This window comes from Hamadaea sp. (assembly GCF_013362815.1).
Classification (GTDB): domain Bacteria; phylum Actinomycetota; class Actinomycetes; order Mycobacteriales; family Micromonosporaceae; genus Hamadaea.
On record NZ_JABFVK010000076.1, the window covers coordinates 42,285 to 61,425 of the forward strand.

The window sequence follows — 19,141 nt, forward strand, 5'->3', positions numbered from 1 at the left end:
CCACCACCGGCGCTGTGCTAAAAATCGCCCATGACCGACCACACCGCGCCAGACTCCTCGCTGCCCGAGTCGCTGGCGGCCACCGTCCGCGCCTGGATCGCCGACGATCCGGAACCGGCCGACCGCGACGAACTGTCCGCGCTGCTCGAGGCCGGTGACACCGCCGAGCTCGCCGACCGGTTCGCCGGGCCGTTGACCTTCGGGACGGCTGGTCTCCGCGGCCCCCTGCGGGCCGGTCCCAACGGCATGAATCTCGCAGTCGTACGCCAGGCGGCGGCGGGCTTGGTCAGTTGGTTGCGGACCAACGACACGACGGCGGAGGAGCCGCTCGTCATCGGCTACGACGCTCGGCGGGGCTCGAAGCAGTTCGCGGAGGAGACCGCGCGGGTGGCCACCGGCGCGGGACTGCGCGCCCTGGTGATGCCGCGGAACCTGCCGACGCCGCTGCTCGCCTTCGCCGTACGCCATCTCGGCGGGTGCGCCGGAGTCATGGTGACCGCGTCGCACAACCCGCCGCAGGACAACGGCTACAAGGTCTATCTGGGCGCTCGCCTCGGCGGCGACCTGGGCGCCGGAGCGCAGATCGTCCCGCCCGTCGACGGGGAGATCTCCGAGCGGATCGCCGCCGTGACGAAGCTCGCCGACGTGCCCCTCGGCGACACCGGGGAACTGCTCGACGAGTCCATCGTCACGGCGTACCTGGATCGGGCGGCCGCCGTCGTCGACCCGGACGGGCCCCGTGACCTCGTCGTGGCGTACACCCCGATGCACGGAGTCGGCGGGCAGGTGGCGGCCGACGCGTTCGTCCGGGCCGGCTTCGCCGAGCCGCACCATGTGGACGCGCAGTGGACCCCGGACGGCACCTTCCCGACGGTCAGCTTCCCGAACCCGGAGGAGCCCGGCGCGATGGACCGGGTGATCGCGCTGGCCAAGCAGGTGAACGCCGACATCGCGATCGCCAGCGACCCCGACGCCGACCGGTGCGCCGTCGCGATCCCCGCTCCTACCGCCCCCGGCGGCTGGCGGATGCTGCGCGGTGACGAGGTCGGCGTACTGCTCGCCGATCACCTCATGCGACGGGGCCGCCGTGGCACGTACGCCACCACGATCGTCTCGTCGTCGCTGCTCAAGACGCTGACGGCGGAACGCGGGCTCGGCTACGCCGAGACCCTGACCGGGTTCAAGTGGATCTCCCGATCCGCCGCCGATCTGTGCTTCGGCTACGAGGAAGCCCTGGGCTACTGCGTGGACCCCGACGGCGTACGCGACAAGGACGGGATCACGGCCGCCCTGGTGGTGGCCGAGTTGGCCGCCGGATTGAAGGCCGAACTGCGTACGCTCGCCGACCGGCTCGACGAGATCGCCGGACAGCACGGCGTCTACGCCACCGATCAGCTCTCCGTACGCGTCGACGACCTCACCGAGATCTCCGACGCCATGGCGCGGCTGCGATCGAAGACCCCGACGACGTTGCTGGACGAACCGGTCAGCTCCGCCGAGGACCTGCTCCCCGAGGCCGACGTCGTGATCCTGCGTACTTCCGAATGCCGGGTGGTGGTGCGGCCCTCCGGAACGGAGCCGAAGCTCAAGGCGTACCTGGAGGTGCGAGAACCGGTCGCGGAAGGCGACCTGGCCGCGGCCCGGGAACGCGCGAGCGCCGCCCTGACCGCCCTGCGCACCGAAACCGCCGCGGCTCTGGGCATCTGGTCGGTCGCACCATGACAGTGAACGGTAGGTTGTGAAGCCGTGGACGTACTCGTAGTTGATCATCCGCTCGCCCAGTCCCGGCTGACCGCCATGCGGGACGCCCGCACCGACTCCGCGACCTTCCGGGCCGCCCTGCACGAGCTCAGCACGATGCTCGCGTACGAGGCCGCCCGCTCCTTCGCGGCGCAGAAGTACCCGGTGCAGACTCCGGTCGCGACCGCCCAGGGCACCAAGCTCGCCAGCCCGCCGCTCATCGTGCCGGTGCTGCGCGCCGGGCTCGGCATGGCCGACGCCGTACTGAACCTGCTCCCGGAGTCGTCGATGGGCTTCGTCGGGCTCGCCCGCGACGAGCACACCTACGAACCGCGGGCGTACATGGAGTCGCTTCCGGCCGACCTACGCGGCCTGCCGGTGCTGGTCCTCGACCCGATGCTGGCCACCGGCGGCTCGCTGGAGCACTGCTGCCGGCTGCTGGTCGACCGGGGCTGCACCGACATCACCGTGCTGAGCGTCATCTGCGCGCCCGAGGGCATCGCCCGGCTGGAGCGCTCGGGGCTGCCGATCCGCCTGGTCACCGCCAGCGTCGACGAGCGGCTCAACGAGCAGATGTTCATCGTCCCGGGTCTGGGCGACGCCGGGGACCGCCAATTCGGCGGCATGCCCCGCTTCTAACCCCACCCCGCCCTTTCCGCTCGCCCTCTCCGCCCGCACCCTTCCCCGCCGCACCCTTCCCCACCGCACCCTTCCCCACCGCACCCTTCCCCGCCGCACCCTTCCCCACCGCACCCTTCCCCGCCGATCATGAACTATCGGCCATGATCGGCCGACGTGTCGTGTTCCAAGCTCCCTGATCAACTCCGCATCACCATGATCGACATCCACCTCGTCTAGCCGAAGTCGATCAGGCACTCGGGGGAGTGATCATGCCGGCGGGGACACGACACGCCGGTCGATCATGGCGACAAGTTCATGATCGCGCGGAAAGGACCGGGGCTGATCGCGCGGACAGGACGGGGGCAGATCGCGCGGAAAGGAGGGGGGAGATCGCGCGGAAAGGACGGGGGCAGATCGCGCGGACAGGACGGGGGCAGATCGCGCGGAAAGCAGCTGAGGGTGAGCGGCGGCGGAGCCGAGGCGGGCGGAGATAGGCTTTCGGGCATGACAGTCACCGCACCCGCCACCGACCAGGTGACCGGGTCGAACGCGACCTTGCGGGCGTTCCTGCACGGGCTGCCCGGCGTGGACAAGGTGGGAGCCGACGCCCGCGCCGCCGCGCTCGGCACCCGTTCGATCAAGACGTCGTCGAAGGTGTTCGCGATCGACCTCGCGATCAGCATGGTCGACCTGACGACGCTGGAGGGCGCGGACACTCCGGGCAAGGTCCGGGCGCTGGCGACCAAGGCGCTGCGGCCGGATCCGCTCGACCCGAGTTGCCCGGCCGCGGCCGCCGTCTGCGTCTACCCGTCGATGGTCGCCGACGTGCGGGAGATCGTGGCGGGGTCCACGGTCAAGATCGCCAGCGTGGCCACGGCGTTCCCGGCGGGGCAGGCGTCGCTGAGGGTCAAGATCGACGACGTACGCGACGCGGTGGCCGCCGGCGCGGACGAGATCGACATGGTGATCAACCGGGGTTCTTTCCTGGCCGGCCGCTACCTCGAGGTGTTCGAGGAGATCGTGGCGGTCAAGGAGGCCTGCGGCGACGCCCGGCTCAAGGTGATCATGGAGACCGGCGAGCTGGTGACCTACGACAACGTACGCCGGGCGTCGTGGCTGTCCATGCTCGCCGGGGCGGACTTCATCAAGACGTCGACGGGCAAGATCTCGCCGGCCGCCACACCGCCGGTGACCCTGATCATGCTGGAGGCCGTTCGGGACTTCCTGGCGACGACCGGCCGGAAGGTCGGCGTGAAGCCCGCCGGAGGCATCCGGACGTCGAAGGACGCGATCAAGTACCTCGTGCTCGTCAACGAGACGGCCGGCGACGGCTGGCTGGACCCGCACTGGTTCCGGTTCGGCGCCTCGTCGCTGCTCAACGACCTGCTGCTGCAGCGCAACAAGATGAAGACCGGGCATTACTCCGGTCCCGACTACGTCACTCTGGACTGAGCGTCATGGCTGTTTTCGAGTACGCGCCCGCGCCCGAGTCGCGTGCGATCGTCAACCTGAAGCCCTCGTACGGGCTGTTCATCGACGGTGAGTTCGTCGAGGGCACGGAGACGTTCAAGTCGATCTCCCCCGCGTCGGAGGAGGTGCTCGCCGAGGTCGCGAACGCGACCGAGGCCGACGTCGACCGAGCGGTCGCGGCGGCGCGGCGGGCGTACGAGAAGGTCTGGGGGCCGATGTCGGGGGCGGAGCGGGCCAAGTACCTGTTCCGGATCGCCCGGCTGATCCAGGAGCGCAGCCGCGAGCTGGCCGTGCTGGAGTCGCTGGACAACGGCAAGCCGATCCGCGAGTCCCGGGACGTCGACCTGCCGCTGGTGGCCGCGCACTTCTTCTACTACGCGGGCTGGGCGGACAAGCTCGACCATGCCGGCTACGGCCCGAACCCGAAGCCGCACGGCGTCGCCGGGCAGATCATCCCGTGGAACTTCCCGCTGCTCATGCTCGCGTGGAAGATCGCGCCCGCGCTCGCTGCCGGGAACACCGTGGTGCTCAAGCCGGCTGAGACGACTCCGCTGACGGCGTTGCTGTTCGCCGAGATCTGCCAGCAGGCCGACCTGCCGCCGGGCGTGGTCAACATCGTCACGGGCGCGGGTGCGACCGGGGCGGCGCTGGTCAACCACCCGGACGTCGACAAGGTCGCGTTCACCGGGTCGACCGAGGTCGGCCGGATCATCGCCAAGGCGGTGGCCGGGACGAAGAAGAAGGTCACCCTGGAACTGGGCGGCAAGGCGGCCAACATCGTCTTCGAGGACGCGGCGATCGACCAGGCGGTCGAGGGCATCGTCAACGGGATCTTCTTCAACCAGGGGCACGTCTGCTGCGCCGGGTCGCGGCTGCTCGTCCAGGAGTCGGTGGCCGACGAGGTGCTGGAGTCGCTCAAGCGCCGGATGGCGACCTTGCGGCTCGGCGACCCGCTCGACAAGAACACCGACATCGGCGCGATCAACTCGGCCGAGCAGCTGGCCCGGATCAAGGAGCTGACGGCGGCCGGTTCGCAGGAGGGCGCCGAGGTCTGGTCGCCGCCGTGTGAGCTGCCCGCGCGCGGATTCTGGTTCGCGCCGACGATCTTCACCGGCGTGTCGCAGGCTCATCGGATCGCCCGCGAGGAGATCTTCGGCCCGGTCCTGTCGGTGCTGACCTTCCGAACCCCGGCCGAGGCCATCGAGAAGGCCAACAACACGCCGTACGGACTGTCCGCCGGGATCTGGACCGAGAAGGGCTCCCGCATCCTCGCCGTCGCCGACCAGCTGCGCGCCGGGGTGGTCTGGGCCAACACCTTCAACAAGTTCGACCCGACGTCGCCGTTCGGCGGTTACAAGGAGTCCGGTTACGGTCGCGAAGGCGGCCGCCACGGCCTGGAGGCGTACCTTGCCCACTAAGGACAGCGCTACCAAGGACAGCGCTCGGCTCGCGGTCCGGAAGACCTACAAGCTCTTCATCGGGGGCGCGTTCCCGCGCAGCGAGTCCGGCCGCAGCTACGTCGTCACCGATGCGAAGGGTCAGTTCGTGGCCAACGCCTCCCAAGCCTCCCGCAAGGACGCACGCGACGCCGTACTGGCGGCTCGGGGCGCTGTCGCCAAGTGGTCCGGCGCGACGGCGTACAACCGGGGTCAGATCTTGTATCGCGTGGCCGAAATGCTCGAGGGTCGCCGCGAGCAGTTCGTCGCGGAACTGCGGGCTTTCGGGGTGAGCGCGACCGCGGCCACGCTCGAGGTCGACGCGGCGATCGATCGATGGGTTTGGTACGCGGGCTGGAGCGACAAGGTCGCGCAGGTCGTGGGCGGGGCGAACCCGGTGGCCGGGCCGTTCTTCAACATCTCCGCGCCCGAGCCGACGGGCGTCGTCGCGCTGGTGGCCCCGCGTGAGCCCGCGCTGTTGGGGCTGGTCAGCGTGGTGGCACCCGCAATCGTCACCGGCAACACAGTGGTGGTGATCGCGAGCGAGCCGCGGCCGACGCCGGCGATCACGCTGGCCGAGGTACTGGCCACATCGGACCTGCCGGGCGGCGTGGTGAACATCCTGACCGGCTCGCCGGCCGAGATCGCGCCCTGGCTGGCCTCGCACTCCGACGTGAACGGCCTGGACCTGGCCGGGATCGAAGACGCCCAGCTCGCGACGGATCTGGAGATCGCGGCGGCCGACACGCTCAAGCGCCTGGTACGCCCGGCTGCGGTGGACTGGACCGCCGACCCCGGCTTGAGCCGGATGACGCCGTTCCTGGAGACCAAGACGGTCTGGCACCCGAAGAGCTTCGAGGGCGCGAAGGGCACGGCCTACTAGCCGTCTCCACCTAGGGGATGTGATTTGGGGGACTCGTCGGGGGGATTCCCGATCCGTGGGAGAAGGCTGGTAAGTAGCTTGATCCCGTGAGTGTCCTGGAGATCGCGCGGTTGCAGTTCGCGACCACCACCATCATCCATTTCCTGTTCGTCCTGCTGACGCTGGGACTGGTGACGCTGCTGGTCGTGTTGCAGACGACCTGGGCGATCACGAAGAAGCCGATCTACGAGCGGCATACCCGATTCTGGGGTCGCCTCTACGTGATCAACTACTTCCTCGGCATCGCCACCGGGGTGGTCCTGGAGTTGCAGTTCGGCACGAACTGGAGCGGGTTGTCGCACTATCTCGGCAACGTCTTCGGCGCTCCGCTCGCGATGGAGACGATCGTCGCGTTCTTCCTGGAGTCGACCTTCCTCGGACTCTGGATCTTCGGCTGGGGCCGGCTGAACCGCTGGGTGCATACCGCGCTGATCTGGCTGGTGGCGCTGACCGCGTACGCGAGTGTCTTCTGGATCATGGCGGCCAACTCGTTCCTCCAGCACCCGGTCGGCTACGCCAAGGGCGCCGACGGCGTCATCCGGCTCACCGATGTCGGCGCGCTCCTCACCAACGGCTCCTTCGTCATGGCGCTCCCCCACGTCGTGTCCGCCGGGATCGCCGTCGGCGGCTTCGTGATGGCCGGCATCAGCGCGTGGCACTTCACCCGGCGTACGCCGGAAGTGGAGTTCTTCCGCAAGTCGTTGCGGCTCGGCGTGGTGACGGCGGCCATCGGCGGATTCTTCGTGGTGGGCTTCGGCTACGCCCAGTTCGGCTTCGTCTCCGACCTCCAGCCGACGAAGTTCGGCGACGACGCGGCGAAAGCCGCGGCGGTCACGGACTTCACCGCGCGCTTCGGTGCCGGCGATTATTCGCTGCCGGTGTACGCAAGTGTCGGCCTCGGCTTCATGATCCTGATCGGCAACCTGTTGCCCTTGGTGATGTTCTTCATCCCACTGTTCTTCCGGGACTGGATCATCCGCTGGCGGTTCCCGCTTTACCTGCTGCTCCTGGCGATCCCGCTGCCGTTCCTGGCCGCCATCCTCGGCTGGCTGTTCCGGGAGGGCGGACGGCAGCCGTTCGCGGCCTACGGACTGCTCCGCTTGGAGGACGCGATCACTCCGGGCGGCTCACCCGGTGGGATGCTGACGGCGTACGTGGTCTTCACGGCGATCCTCGTCGCGCTGGCGATCACCGACTGGGTGCTGATCGCCCGCGCCGCCCATCGCGGCCCGGTGGAACCCGCCCCCGACGCCCTGAACCCGCTGGCCTAAGGAACCCGTGATGACTGTTCTGCTCGCGCTGCTTTTCGGCGGCTACTTCGTCCTGGGTGGACTCGACTACGGCGTCGCCCTGGTCTCGCGAGGGCGCGCCGACCTCGACCGGGTCGCCCCACTCTTCCTCGGCAACGAGGTGTGGCTGGTGGGCGCAGTCGGCCTCCTCTTCGGGGCGTTCCCGTTGATGGAGGGCGAACTGTTGTCGCAGCAACGCGTACCGGTCGGGGTGGCTCTGCTCGGCGTCGTGATGGTGCTCTCGGCGTACGGGATGCGGCTGTTCCGGCGCAAGCCCGGCGGGGTCGGCGTACTGGACGGGGTGGCTCGCATCGGTGGGGCGCTGGCCCTGATCGGCTGGGGCGCGGCGCTGGGCGGGATCTGGCAGGGCGGCTCCTTCCACGTCAGCCTGCTGACCGGCGCGTGCTCGCTCGGTCTGCTGGCGCTGGGCGGGCTGCACGGTTGGGCCTTCCTGAACCGGCACTGGATCGTGCTCGGTGTGACGAGCGCCGCGATCCTGGCGCTGACCGTCGCGGCGGGCAGTGTCGTGGATTGGCAGCCGGCCGACTCGGCGACCCTGGATCTGGTCCGGCCGACCGCGTACGCCCTGCTCCCGCTCGTGCTGCTGGCTCAGGCGGCGACCTGGTGGATGTTCCGTACGCGACACCCCCGCCAGGCTCCCGTGGTGAGCTGAGCCGGATCTGCTTCACTGCCAGCATGCGGCCTTTCGATCCTCGGCTGCTCCGGGCGGCTCCGGCGGCCCGGGGTGACGCGGCGCTGCTCGCGGCGTCCGGCGTCGGCGTGGCAGTGGCCGCGGTCGGTTCGGCGTACGCCTTGGCGCGGACGCTCGCGGCGGCCGCGGACGGCCGGTTGGACACGGCCGCCCTGGCCGGCTTCGTCGTCGCGCTCGGTCTACGCGCACTGCTCGCCGCGGCGAGCGGGCTGGCCGCGGCCCGCATGTCGGCCACGGTCAAGGCGCAGCTCCGCCACGATCTGCTCCAGGCGGTCGGCGACCGGGGCCCGGCCTGGCTCACCGGGCAACGCGCGGGCGAGCTGGCGACCCTCACCGGTCGGGGGCTCGACGCGCTCGACGGCTACTTCACCGGCTACCTGCCGCAGTTGATCCTCGGCGTCACCGTCCCGGCGGCGGTGCTGATCACCCTGGCGTTCAGCGATCTGACGAGCGCGATCATCGTCCTCGTAACACTGCCGCTGCTGCCGATCTTCGGCATCCTCATCGGGTGGCAGACCCAGTCCGCCACGGAGAAGCAGTGGCGGCGACTGCAGCTGCTCGGCGGCCATTTCCTGGACATGGTGGCGGGCCTGCCCACGCTGCGCGCCTTCGGCCGCGCGCAGGCTCAAGTCACCGCAGTACGCAAAATGGCCGACCAGCATCGGATCGCCACGATGCAGACGTTGCGGATCGCCTTCCTCTCGGCGCTCGTGCTGGAACTCGTCGGCACCATCTCGGTCGCCCTCGTCGCGGTGCCGGTCGGGCTCCGGCTGCTCAGCGGCGGCCTCACTCTTTCCACCGCGCTGCTCGTGCTGCTGCTCACCCCCGAGGCGTACGCCCCGCTCCGGGCGGCGGGCAGCCGGTTCCACGCCAGCATGGAAGGGCTGACCGCGCTCGACCAGGCGTTCACCCTGATCGGCTCGGCTCAAGATCAGCACCAGATCACGGATACGCAGGCTTCCGAGGCCTCAGATGGCCTGCGTAACCGTGATCTGCAGGAAAAGACAGTGGCGCGGCTCGACCGCGTGACGGTCGAGTACGAGCGGGGACCGGCGCTTAACGACGTCAGCCTCGACATCCGGCGCGGCGATCGGATCGCGCTCGTCGGCCCGAGCGGCGGCGGCAAGACCACCCTCGTCGGGCTGCTGCTCGGCTTCGTCACGCCGACGTCGGGAGCCGTGCTCCGGTCGGCGGAAGACCTCGAAGTGTGGCGACGCAAACTCGCCTGGGTACCGCAGAAGGCCCACCTCTTCGCGGCCACCCTCGCCGAGAACATCGCTCTCGGTGCACCCGACGCGACTCAGGTCGAGATCGAGGCCGCCGCGAAAGCCGCCCATCTCGACGAGGTCGTCGCCAGCCTGCCGGCCGGACTCGACACGCCCCTCGGCGAGCGCGGTCACGGCCTGTCCAGCGGGGAACGTCAGCGACTTGCCCTGGCCCGCGCCTTTCTGCGTACTCATAGTGAATTGATCTTGTTGGACGAGCCGACCTCGCGCCTGGACGCGAAGAGCGAGCAGGCGGTGATCGACGCGACCGAACGCCTGGTCGCGGGCCGGACCGCGGTGTTCGTGGCGCATCGGCCCGCGATGCTGCGGCTGGCCACGCGGATCATCCACGTCGAGGACGGACGCCTGACCGAACGCGCGGCGGTGACGGCATGAGGTGGGATCTATTTCGGCCGATGCTGTGGCGTCTGGGCGGCGCAGGGCTACTCGCGACCGTCACGGAACTGTCCGGCCTGGGGCTCATGGCCACCGCGACGTGGCTGCTCATGACCGCGGCCGGCCAGCCGCCGATCACCGCGCTCACCGTCGCCATCGTCACGGTCCGGGCGCTGGCGATCTCTCGGGGAGCTTTCCGGTACGCCGAACGCCTCGCCGGGCACGACGCCGTGCTTCGCATCGTGACCGAGGTACGCGCGCGGGTGTTCGCGAACCTCGCGAGCCGGCCTGAACTAGTCGCACGCCGGGGTGACGCACTGTCGCGCATGGTCTCCGATGTGGACGCCGTGCAGGACCTCGTCGTACGCGTAGCGCTCCCGGCCTTCGCGGCGACGCTGGCCGGTGTGGTGGCGGTGGCCGCCGCGATCGCCGTCGACCCGCTCGCCGGACTCGTCCTCGCGGTAGGTCTCCTGATCTGCGGCCTGCTCCTCCCGGGCCTGGCTGCCCGGTTGACCGCCTCCGCCAGCGCGACCTTGGCCCCGCTACGGGCGGCGTACTCGGTCGCCACCATCGACCTCGTGCACGGGGCGGCCGACCTGGCCGCGTTCGGGGCGCGCGCGTCCTTCGAACAATCCGCCGCAGCCACCGCATCCGAGCTGGCCGCAGTGGAGAAGCGCCTGGCGCGGCAGGCCCTCGGCGTCGACCTCCTCGGTTCGCTCGTGATCGCCGCTACCGCTGCCGGTGTGGTGCTCGTTGCGCTCGCGCGCGACGTCCCCGGGGTGTGGATCGGCGTGCTCGCCGTCGGCACTCTCGCCGCCGGCGAGATCGCCTTGTCGCTGGTCGCTGCCGCTCGGAAGCGCTCCGAGATCTCCGGGGCGCTCGCTCGCCTTCGGCCGCTCCTCTCCCCCGTGCCGTCCGGCGCTTCGGCCGCGTCCGCCGCTCCGGGCGCGTCCGCCGCTCCGGCCGCGCAAGATCCGCGCTGGATCAGGGATCAGGGTCGAATCTTGGTCCAAGATTCGACCGAGAACCCTGATCCAGGGCCGATGCCACCGACGCCGCCAACGCCGCAGGCGATGGAGCTGGACGCCGTAACGGTCCGCTACCGGGAAGGTGGCGCACCCGCGCTCGAACACTTCTCACTCAGCCTGCCGCCGGGGTCGAAGACCGCCCTCGTCGGCCCGAGCGGAGCCGGCAAGTCCACAGTGCTCGGTCTCCTCGCCGGTGCGATCCAACCCAGCGACGGCGTGGTTCGGTACGCCGGCGAGCCGCTGCCGGAGGAGGCGTACGAGCTGGTGGGTGGGCTTTTCGCCGATGCCGCCGTGTTCCATGCGAGCGTGCTGGAGAACGTGACCCTGGGACGTCCGTCCACGATGGAGGAACGCGCCGCCGCCGCCGAGGCCGCAGGGCTGCTCGACTGGATCGAAGCGCAGCCGGACGGCTGGGACACGCTGGTCGGCGAGGAGGGCGCGGCGATGTCGGGCGGTCAGCGGCAACGGCTGACGCTGGCGCGAGCACTGCTCCACGCGCCGCCGGTGCTGGTGCTGGACGAACCGACCGAAGGCCTCGATCCGGTGCACGCCGACGAGGTGCTGCGCCGAGTGCTCGCGTACGCGGGCGACCGGACGGTTGTCCTGGTCACGCACCGGACGGCCGAGACGAGCGCTTTCGACACGGTCGTCCGGCTCACGTGATCATCCATAGACAACCCGCGTGACCGATGCGCGCAGTAATCCGCCGGTCACATACTGAGGCATGGACAGCCCGCTCCTGACGCGGATCCGCGACTCCGTGATCGGTGACGACCAGGTCATGTGGGGCCCCTACGGCCCCCGCCGAGTCACGTACGCGGACTACACCGCGTCCGGCCGAGCGCTGAGCTTCCTCGAGGACTTCGTCCGGGACGAGGTCCTGCCCCGGTACGCGAACACGCATACGGAGTCCTCGGGCACCGGACGGCAGACGACCCGCCTGCGGGAGGACGCGCGGCGGATCATCCACGACGCGGTCGGCGGCGACGAGAACACCGTGGTGATCTTCGCCGGCTCGGGGTCGACCGGAGCGATCGACAAGATGGTCGGCATCCTCGGCATCCGCCTGCCCGCCGAACTGGACGACCGCTACGAGCTGCGCGACCGCATCCCGGCGGCCGAGCGGCCAGTGGTGTTCATCGGGCCGTTCGAGCACCACTCGAACGAGTTGGCGTGGCGGGAGTCGATCGCCGACGTCGTGGTTATCCCGGAGGACCACGACGGTCACATCGACGCCGAGGCGCTGGAGCGCGAGCTCGTCCGGTACGCCGACCGCCCCCTCAAGATCGGTTCGTTCTCGGCGGCGTCCAACGTGACCGGCATCGTCAGCGACACCCACGGCATCTCCGATCTGCTGCATCGGCACGGCGCGCTGTCGTTCTGGGACTTCGCGGCGGCCGCGCCCTATGTCGAGATCGAGATGTCCGGGCGATGTACCAAGTACCCCCAGGCCTTCAAGGACGCGATCTTCCTCTCCCCGCACAAGTTCGTCGGCGGACCGGGCAGTTCGGGCGTCCTCGTCGTGCGGCGCGAGCTGCTGCGCAATCGCGTACCGACGGTTCCCGGCGGCGGCACGGTGGACTACGTCAACGCCGTCGAGCACCACTACCTGTCCGACCCGGCGCACCGCGAGGAGGGCGGCACCCCGGCCATCGTCGGCGACATCCGCGCCGGGCTGGTCTTCCAGCTCAAGGAGGCGGTCGGCGCCGGGGTCATCCGGGCCCAGGAGGAGGACTTCCTGCGCCGGGCCATCGCGTCCTGGCGGCACGACCCGCACCTAGAGGTGCTCGGCAATCTCGAGGCCGAGCGCCTCTCGATCGTCTCCTTTGTCGTACGCGCGCCGACCCGCAAGTATCTGCACCACAACTACGTGGTGGCGCTTCTCAACGACCTGTTCGGCATCCAGTCCCGGGGCGGCTGCTCCTGTGCCGGACCATACGGTCATCGACTGCTCGGCATCGACCTCGACCGGTCGCACCGGTTCGAGCAGGAGATCCTCGCCGGGTGCGAAGGGATCAAGCCGGGCTGGGTCCGGGTCAGCTTCAACTACTTCATCTCCGAGGCGGTGTACCAATACATCGTCGAAGCGGTGCACCTCGTGGCGGCGTACGGGTGGCGGCTGCTCCCCGACTACCGGTTCGACGCGCGTACGGGGTTGTGGCGGCACTCGGACGGCATCGTCGAACCGCCGCTGCGGCTGGACCGGCTGCGCTATGACGCGACCGGGCGACTGCGGCATCCGACCCAGCACGAGCGCGCTCCCGAGAGCGCTCTGCCCGACTATCTCGCGTACGCCCGCGAGGTCTTCGACAAGCACGCCGACCGTGCGTACGCCCAGGGCACCGCCGGCGCCGGGGTCTCCCCCCGGTTCGAGGAGTTGCGCTGGTTCGAGCTCCCCGACGAATGCCTGGTCACGGCGCGCTGACCCCTGGCGGACTGCACTCCTGGCGGCTCGCGCGAACGCTCCCCGGCGCGCCTTGTGGACTTCTCGCCGATCCGGGCGCACGGACCGTGCGCCCAACGACTAGGGTTGTGCGTTGAGTCACCGACGGGACAGTCCAGGAGGCCGCTGTGGCGGAGGAACCCACCGAGTTCTGGGGCGAATTGGCCATCGACCCGGTCGAGATCGCCCTGCCGCGGGGGAGCGGTTTCACGCTGCGGGCCTATCGGTCGTCGACCGCTTTCGCCCCGACCGACGTCTCCGAGCGGCCGGAGGACGACGATCCCTTCGCCCGTAAGCCGGACGCCGTACTCGAGGACGACGAGGAAGAGCTTCCCGACTTCGACGAGGAGGAGCTGACCCGGCAGGCGCTCGGTCAGTCCGACGAGTCCGACGATGAAGACTCGGAGTCCGACGACGAGGACGGCAAGGGCGGCAAGTCCCTCAAGGCCTCCGACACGAGCGTCGACCTCGAGCCCGTCGACGACGAGTCCGCCGAGTCTTCCGAGAGCGAAGAGGAAGACGACGAAGAAGCGGACGAGGAGGCGGAGGACGTCGAAGAGGTCCCGCTGTTCCTCACGCACAAGGGCAGACTGCTGCTCTTCAAGAGCGCGGAAGGCCTCGTCGAGTTCGTGAAGTCCGGCGCTCCGAACGACATGACGCAGCTGCCCGAGTGGGAGCGGCTCACCGAGGAGCTCGACGTCGACCAGGTCGAGCCGGCCGAGGACGACACCTACGAGCTCGACCTCGTCGTGGAGAACCTGCGCGGCGGGCACGACGCGTGGGACTCGGCTCTGATCCTCAGTGCCGGCGAGGTCTCCCGGGACCTCGCCTACTCCCTGCGCCTCAACGACGTGCTGGGCATGCTGTCCCCCGGTTCACCGCTGGACGACCTCGACGAGGCGCTCCGGTCGGCGAGTTCGGGTGGCGTCGGCGGGTTCCTGGCCAAGCGGCGGGTCCGCAAAATCGGGGCACAACAGGCAAGTCTCGGCTGGCGTACGGTGATCGGCAAGATCTCCGGCATCGTGGACTGGCGCGACTGACAGTTCCAAGGCAGCATCAAACCTTGGCACGCGACAGTCCCGGGAGGAGGACAACGCCGTGGCGCTCGTTCGGGTGTATTGCGGTTTGGCTTCGGCCGACACAGGTGTGGCCGGCGACGAAGGCTGGCTGACCGCTGCCGTCGTCGACGATTCAGGCCGGTTGCTCGAGGTCTGCGAGATCGGTGACGACGCGAACGGGTATGCGACGCTGAGCAGCCTGCTCGCGGAACGCTCCAGTGCGCCGTCCGGCGTGGCGGTCGCCGCCGACAGCGACGACCACCTCGTCACGATGCTGCTGACGACGGCCGGCCGGCCGTTGTCGGTCGTCGACGACGACGCGGCCGACGACTACGCCGAGCGGTTCGCCGACGACGAGTCTCAGGAGGAGATCGAGTCGGAGCCGGCCGAGCGCCGGGCCGTCGGTCTCGCTCGGGCACTCCAGGCTGGTGCGCTGTCGGCCCAGGCCGGTCCGGCGCCGCGGGACCTGGCGGGGCTCAAGCCCGTGCTCTCCGCCCATTCCGCGCTGACGCACGGCCGCCACGGCGCGGCCGGAGCCCTCCGCGAGGTTCTTCGCGAGCTCTATCCGGCGGCGCTTCGGGCGTACCCGGATCCGGCCGAGCCGGTGGCGCTGACCATTCTGGACCTCCTCCCCGAACCCGGGCTGCTGGCCGCCCCGGCCACCGGCCGTAACCGCGAGACCGCGCTCGCCGTCGACTCCGTGGCCGCCCAGGTGGCCGCGTCCGGCGTCACCGACCACGCCACCGCCCTCGAAGCGGTGACCGCGTTGCGGGTCGCGATCGCGGAGACGCCGCGTCGTGGCGGCGTCACCAAGCACCTGACCAGCGCGATCGCCGAAACCGTACGCCAGGCCGTGGCCGCCGTCCGGGCCTGCGACGCCGCCTGCGCCGCCCTGATCGAGTCGGTCGCAGCCCGCGTCGCGACTCCGGCTCCGGCCAAGGGCCGCCGGGTCACGACGCCGATCACGCCGTTGCGGGCCGTCCGGGAGGCCCCGGAGCCGGCCACCCGGGTTCCGGCCGCGCGCCGCAATCGGGCGCCGCTGGCCCCGGTCTCGGCGAGCCCGACACCCGCGGCTCCAGTCACGGCGAGCGCTCCCGTCTCGGCGAGCCCCATGCCCGGCGTACCTGTCTCGGCCGCTCCGGTCTCGGCCACTCCGGTTTCGCCGGCCGCTCCGGTCTCACCGGCCGCGCCGCTGCCGCCCGGCTTCGAGCCGACTCCGGCGGTGGGCGTACCGATGGTGCAGCCGACTGCCGCTCAGCAAGTGATTCAGCCACCACCGGCCACCCAGCGAAAGCCTGTTTCGCAGCCGCAGCCCGTCGCCCAACCGGTGGTACAGCCGACGGCCCAACCAGTTGCGCAACCGGCTCCGCAGCCGGTCGCGGTCGCGCACACCGCGCCGCCGCAGCCGATGACCAACCAGCCGCTGGCGACGCCCCAGCCGGTCGGGCAGCCGATGCCGAGTCCAGTGCCATCACAGCGCATGCCGCACGAGTCCGAGCCGCTGCCCACCCGGGCGACCCCGGCCGACACGGGCGCGCCGTTCGTCCCGAAGCTCAGCCAGGCCGCGATCAACAACGCGCGGGCCGAGAGACTGTCCGCTCCACCGGTCGAAACCTTGACCGCGCTGGACGAGCAGGGCGCAGGCGCTGCCGCGGCGGAGATCGTGTTCCCGCTGAGCCGCCCCGGATCGGCCGCCAACGGCGAGGTGCCGGGTGCCCGTTCGACCTGGCCGCTGCTCGGTGAGCGGGAGGAGCCCGAGGCGTACGCCCCGGAGCCCGAGCCGGTCCGTGACTTCGGCACCGGCGGCTACGACAAGGTCACGCCGCCGTGGCTGGCCGACGACCTCAAGCTGCCCGAACCACCGGCTCTACGGCTGGTCGACGCCGCCGCGCTCGACGAACCGCTGCCGAGCCGGGCCCGCCGCGGTCACGACCCGCTGGACGCGAACGCTCCGATGCCCGACGACGCCGACGGCGACCTGCTGATCTTCTCGACCGTCCGGTCCGCCTGGTTCACCGGGCAGGCCGACGAAGCGGTCGAGGACGAGCCGACCTGGAACTCCGAGATGGACCTGGGCTGGCGGGCCGCCGAGCACGCCTCGCACCCCGACATCGCCGAGCAGACCCGCGCCGGGCTGCCGAAGCGCGTACCGCAGGCCAACTTGGTGCCGGGCTCGCCGATCGCGGCTCCCGAACGCCCGCTGCGCATCGTCCGCGACCCGCAGCGCCTGGCTCAGCACACCTCGGGCTACTTCCGGGGCTGGCGGCGGGGCCAGGAGGTCAACGGGTACGCCGTCGGCGGCCGTCCGGGCCGGGAAGCGGCCGGCGGCTGGGACTTCAGCCGGGACGGCGACGATCGCGACGACTACGGCTACCGGACCGCGGGATACGGCAGGTAGCATTCGAACCTCTTCGGGCGGGCCCGGTCGTGAAGTAACCCACACGGCGCGGGCTTGACCTTACATGCGGCGGGGCGAGAGCATACGCCAGCAGCAGTATCAGGTTCGGAGGCGGTTCATGAGTGTCACCCGGCGCGGATTCCTTTCGCTGGGAGCCGCGGTGGCGGCGGGATCGGCGCTCACCGGATGCGGCGTGCTCGACCGGTCGTCGGCGACGGCGACCGAGAACAAGGTGATGAACTCGGATCCGATCCGGGTGGGTGCGACGCTGGAGCTCTCGGGTGGCTCGGCCGCCTCGGGCCGGCTGCAGGAGCGGGCCATCGCGATCGCCCTGGCCGAGCTCAACGTCGACGGCGTACGCGTCGGTGACAGCTATCGCAAGCTCGAGGTCGTCACCCGGGACAACCAGGGCAACGGCGCGACGGCGACCGACATCGCCGAGGAGTTCGCCGGGATGGGCGTGGCCGCCATCATCGGCGGGCTCAGCCCGGAAGCCGCGTTCGCGACCCTCAAGGTGGCCGAGGCGAAGCACGTCCCCTACCTGTCGTTCTGCGGGGCCGACGCGATCTCGATCCCGCTGAGCACCCGGAAGTTCACCTATAAGCTCGCCCCCAACGCCTCCGATGTCGCGACCCGCCTCGCCCGGCGCATCCGCGCGGCCGGCCAGAAGGACGTCGTGGTGCTCTCCACCGACGACACGCTGGCCGGTGACGGCGTACGCGCGACGAAGGCGGCCCTGGCCGCGGCGAACCGCGATCTGGTGGACACCGTCGAACTTCCCGCCTCGGGCAAGGACTTCGCCGGAGCGGCCGCCCGGGCGGTGGAGAAGAAGCCGGACGCCGTCATCGTCTGGACCTCCCCCGCCAACGCCGTACGCGTCGTGCAGGCGCTCAGGGACACCGACGAGAACCCGGCGATCTACCTGCCGCCGACGGCGATCGACGACGACACACTCAAGGACGACAACGCCTCCGTGATGGAAGGCGTCTTCGTCCTCTACTCGCCGGTGCTGGCCGGTGCCCCGTTCATCGTGAACACCGCGAGCGGCCGGGAGACTCGGCTGTTCGTCAACCGATACAACCAGGAATACGGCGCGTTCAGCGGATGCATGCCGTACGCCGCCGACGCGCTGGCGCTCGTGGCAGCCGCCGCACGGCGGGTCTCCACCGTGGAGGGGCGGCGGTTGCGGGGTGCGCTGGAGTCCACGCCTTACGACGGCGTCGCCGGGGCGTACGGTTTCAGCCCCATCGACCACGGCGGCATGGCCCCCGAGGTACTCGCGATCTTCCAGGCGAAGGGTCAGGGCTGGCAGCGCCTCTGACCTACTACCTCCGCACAACGAAGAGCGGCCCCCGCGAGGGAGGCCGCTCTTGTCGTTTGTCGCCGACGTCAGGCCGGGATACCGGTCCGCGTCCGCCGCATGCTCAGCACGTACTCCACCAGGCCGATGAGGACCTGCTTGGTGGACTCCCGGCCCCGGGCGTCGCACGGGAGCACCGGAACCTCCGGGGAGATCGCGAGCGCATCGCGAACGTCCTGCTCGGAGTGGTATTGCGTGCCGTCGAAACAGTTGATCGCGACCACGTACGGCAGCTTGCGGTGCTCGAAGAAGTCGATCGCCGCGAAGCAGTCGGCCAGCCGTCGGGTGTCGACCAGCACGACCGCGCCGATCGCACCCCGCACCAGCTCGTCCCACATGAACCAGAACCGCGTCTGGCCGGGCGTGCCGAACAAGTACAGGATCAGGTCGCGATCGATCGAGATCCGGCCGAAGTCCATGGCGACCGTGGTCGTCGTCTTGCCCGGCACCTGGCGCGTGTCGTCGACCCCCACGCCCGCGGACGTCATGATCGCCTCGGTGGTCAGGGGGGTGATCTCCGATACCGACCCGACCAGCGTGGTCTTACCCACGCCGAAGCCACCGGCGATGACGATCTTCGCCGAGGTCACCCGTCCCGCGTTAGGACGGTGCGACATTTCAGAGCCTCCGAAGTCCACTCAGCACCCTCTCCAGCAACTCAGTGCCTACTGCGTCATTGGTCTCGAACGAGGTCGGCTCATAGACCGCGACGAGACCATCTGCGGCCATATCAGCGATGAGAACCCGCGCCACGCCGAGCGGCAGCTGCATCCGCGCCGCGATCTCGGCCAGGGACTGCAGGCGGCCGTCACACAGTGAGGCGATGTGCTGGTGCTCCCGGCCCTGCGCGCCCTTGGTCGACTGGGCCGACCGGCCTCGCATGGTCGTCTCCACCAGCGCTTCGATCGCGATCTCCAGCTTGGGCCGGGTGCGACCTCGGGTAACGGCATACGGCCGAACCAGCGCACCGGTCGGTTCTTCTCGTTCAACCATCTAGCCGTTC

15 protein-coding genes are annotated in these 19,141 nt (G+C 70.2%); 13 read left to right on the top strand and 2 right to left on the bottom strand.

What is annotated here, in order from left to right:
* Nucleotides 1-30: 30 nt before the first annotated feature.
* The 13 genes from HOV77_RS29170 (at nt 31) to HOV77_RS29230 (ending at nt 18,099) form a co-directional block, all read left to right on the top strand.
* Nucleotides 31-1,722, top strand: a complete 1,692-nt coding sequence (locus HOV77_RS29170) for a phospho-sugar mutase (RefSeq protein WP_290867761.1) — start codon at nt 31-33, stop codon at nt 1,720-1,722.
* A gap of 24 nt (nt 1,723-1,746) precedes the next feature.
* Complete coding sequence (gene upp, locus HOV77_RS29175) at nt 1,747-2,379, top strand: uracil phosphoribosyltransferase (protein ID WP_290867764.1); 633 nt, start codon at nt 1,747-1,749, stop codon at nt 2,377-2,379.
* Between the two features lie 486 nt (nt 2,380-2,865).
* A complete protein-coding gene (gene deoC, locus HOV77_RS29180; RefSeq protein ID WP_290867767.1) occupies nt 2,866-3,813 on the top strand; it encodes a deoxyribose-phosphate aldolase in 948 nt (315 codons plus the stop codon).
* A gap of 5 nt (nt 3,814-3,818) precedes the next feature.
* Nucleotides 3,819-5,249, top strand: a complete 1,431-nt coding sequence (locus HOV77_RS29185) for an aldehyde dehydrogenase family protein (protein WP_290867770.1) — start codon at nt 3,819-3,821, stop codon at nt 5,247-5,249.
* Nucleotides 5,239-6,150 carry an aldehyde dehydrogenase family protein gene (locus tag HOV77_RS29190; protein WP_290867773.1) on the top strand — a complete coding sequence of 304 codons (912 nt, stop codon included), beginning with the start codon at nt 5,239-5,241 and terminating at the stop codon, nt 6,148-6,150. Before HOV77_RS29185 ends, HOV77_RS29190 begins: the two co-directional genes overlap by 11 nt.
* 86 nt (nt 6,151-6,236) lie before the next feature.
* Nucleotides 6,237-7,460, top strand: a complete 1,224-nt coding sequence (locus HOV77_RS29195) for a cytochrome ubiquinol oxidase subunit I (protein ID WP_290867776.1) — start codon at nt 6,237-6,239, stop codon at nt 7,458-7,460.
* A 10-nt stretch (nt 7,461-7,470) separates the two neighbouring features.
* Entirely contained in the window at nt 7,471-8,151 is a 681-nt protein-coding gene (locus HOV77_RS29200) for a cytochrome d ubiquinol oxidase subunit II (protein ID WP_290867779.1), read from the top strand.
* A 23-nt stretch (nt 8,152-8,174) separates the two neighbouring features.
* A complete protein-coding gene (gene cydD / locus HOV77_RS29205; protein WP_290867782.1) occupies nt 8,175-9,851 on the top strand; it encodes a thiol reductant ABC exporter subunit CydD in 1,677 nt (558 codons plus the stop codon).
* Nucleotides 9,852-9,871: 20 nt separating this feature from the next.
* On the top strand, nt 9,872-11,542 hold the full coding sequence (cydC, locus tag HOV77_RS29210) for a thiol reductant ABC exporter subunit CydC (RefSeq protein ID WP_290867785.1): 1,671 nt from the start codon (nt 9,872-9,874) through the stop codon (nt 11,540-11,542).
* Between the two features lie 61 nt (nt 11,543-11,603).
* Complete coding sequence (locus HOV77_RS29215) at nt 11,604-13,304, top strand: aminotransferase class V-fold PLP-dependent enzyme (protein ID WP_290867787.1); 1,701 nt, start codon at nt 11,604-11,606, stop codon at nt 13,302-13,304.
* A 146-nt stretch (nt 13,305-13,450) separates the two neighbouring features.
* On the top strand, nt 13,451-14,362 hold the full coding sequence (locus HOV77_RS29220) for a DNA primase (protein WP_290867789.1): 912 nt from the start codon (nt 13,451-13,453) through the stop codon (nt 14,360-14,362).
* A gap of 58 nt (nt 14,363-14,420) precedes the next feature.
* The gene (locus tag HOV77_RS29225) at nt 14,421-16,778 is read left to right on the top strand and encodes a transposase (protein ID WP_290867792.1); all 2,358 of its coding nucleotides are present in this window, start codon (nt 14,421-14,423) and stop codon (nt 16,776-16,778) included.
* Nucleotides 16,779-16,896: 118 nt separating this feature from the next.
* Entirely contained in the window at nt 16,897-18,099 is a 1,203-nt protein-coding gene (locus HOV77_RS29230) for an ABC transporter substrate-binding protein (protein WP_290867795.1), read from the top strand.
* Nucleotides 18,100-18,167: 68 nt separating this feature from the next.
* On the opposite strand, the gene HOV77_RS29235 is transcribed toward HOV77_RS29230, so the two are convergent.
* The gene (locus HOV77_RS29235) at nt 18,168-18,755 is read right to left on the bottom strand and encodes an ATP/GTP-binding protein (RefSeq protein WP_290867797.1); all 588 of its coding nucleotides are present in this window, start codon (nt 18,753-18,755) and stop codon (nt 18,168-18,170) included.
* A gap of 1 nt (nt 18,756) precedes the next feature.
* Nucleotides 18,757-19,131: a DUF742 domain-containing protein gene (locus HOV77_RS29240; protein ID WP_290867800.1), complete on the bottom strand. Its 375-nt coding sequence runs from the start codon at nt 19,129-19,131 to the stop codon at nt 18,757-18,759.
* Nucleotides 19,132-19,141 lie beyond the last annotated feature (10 nt).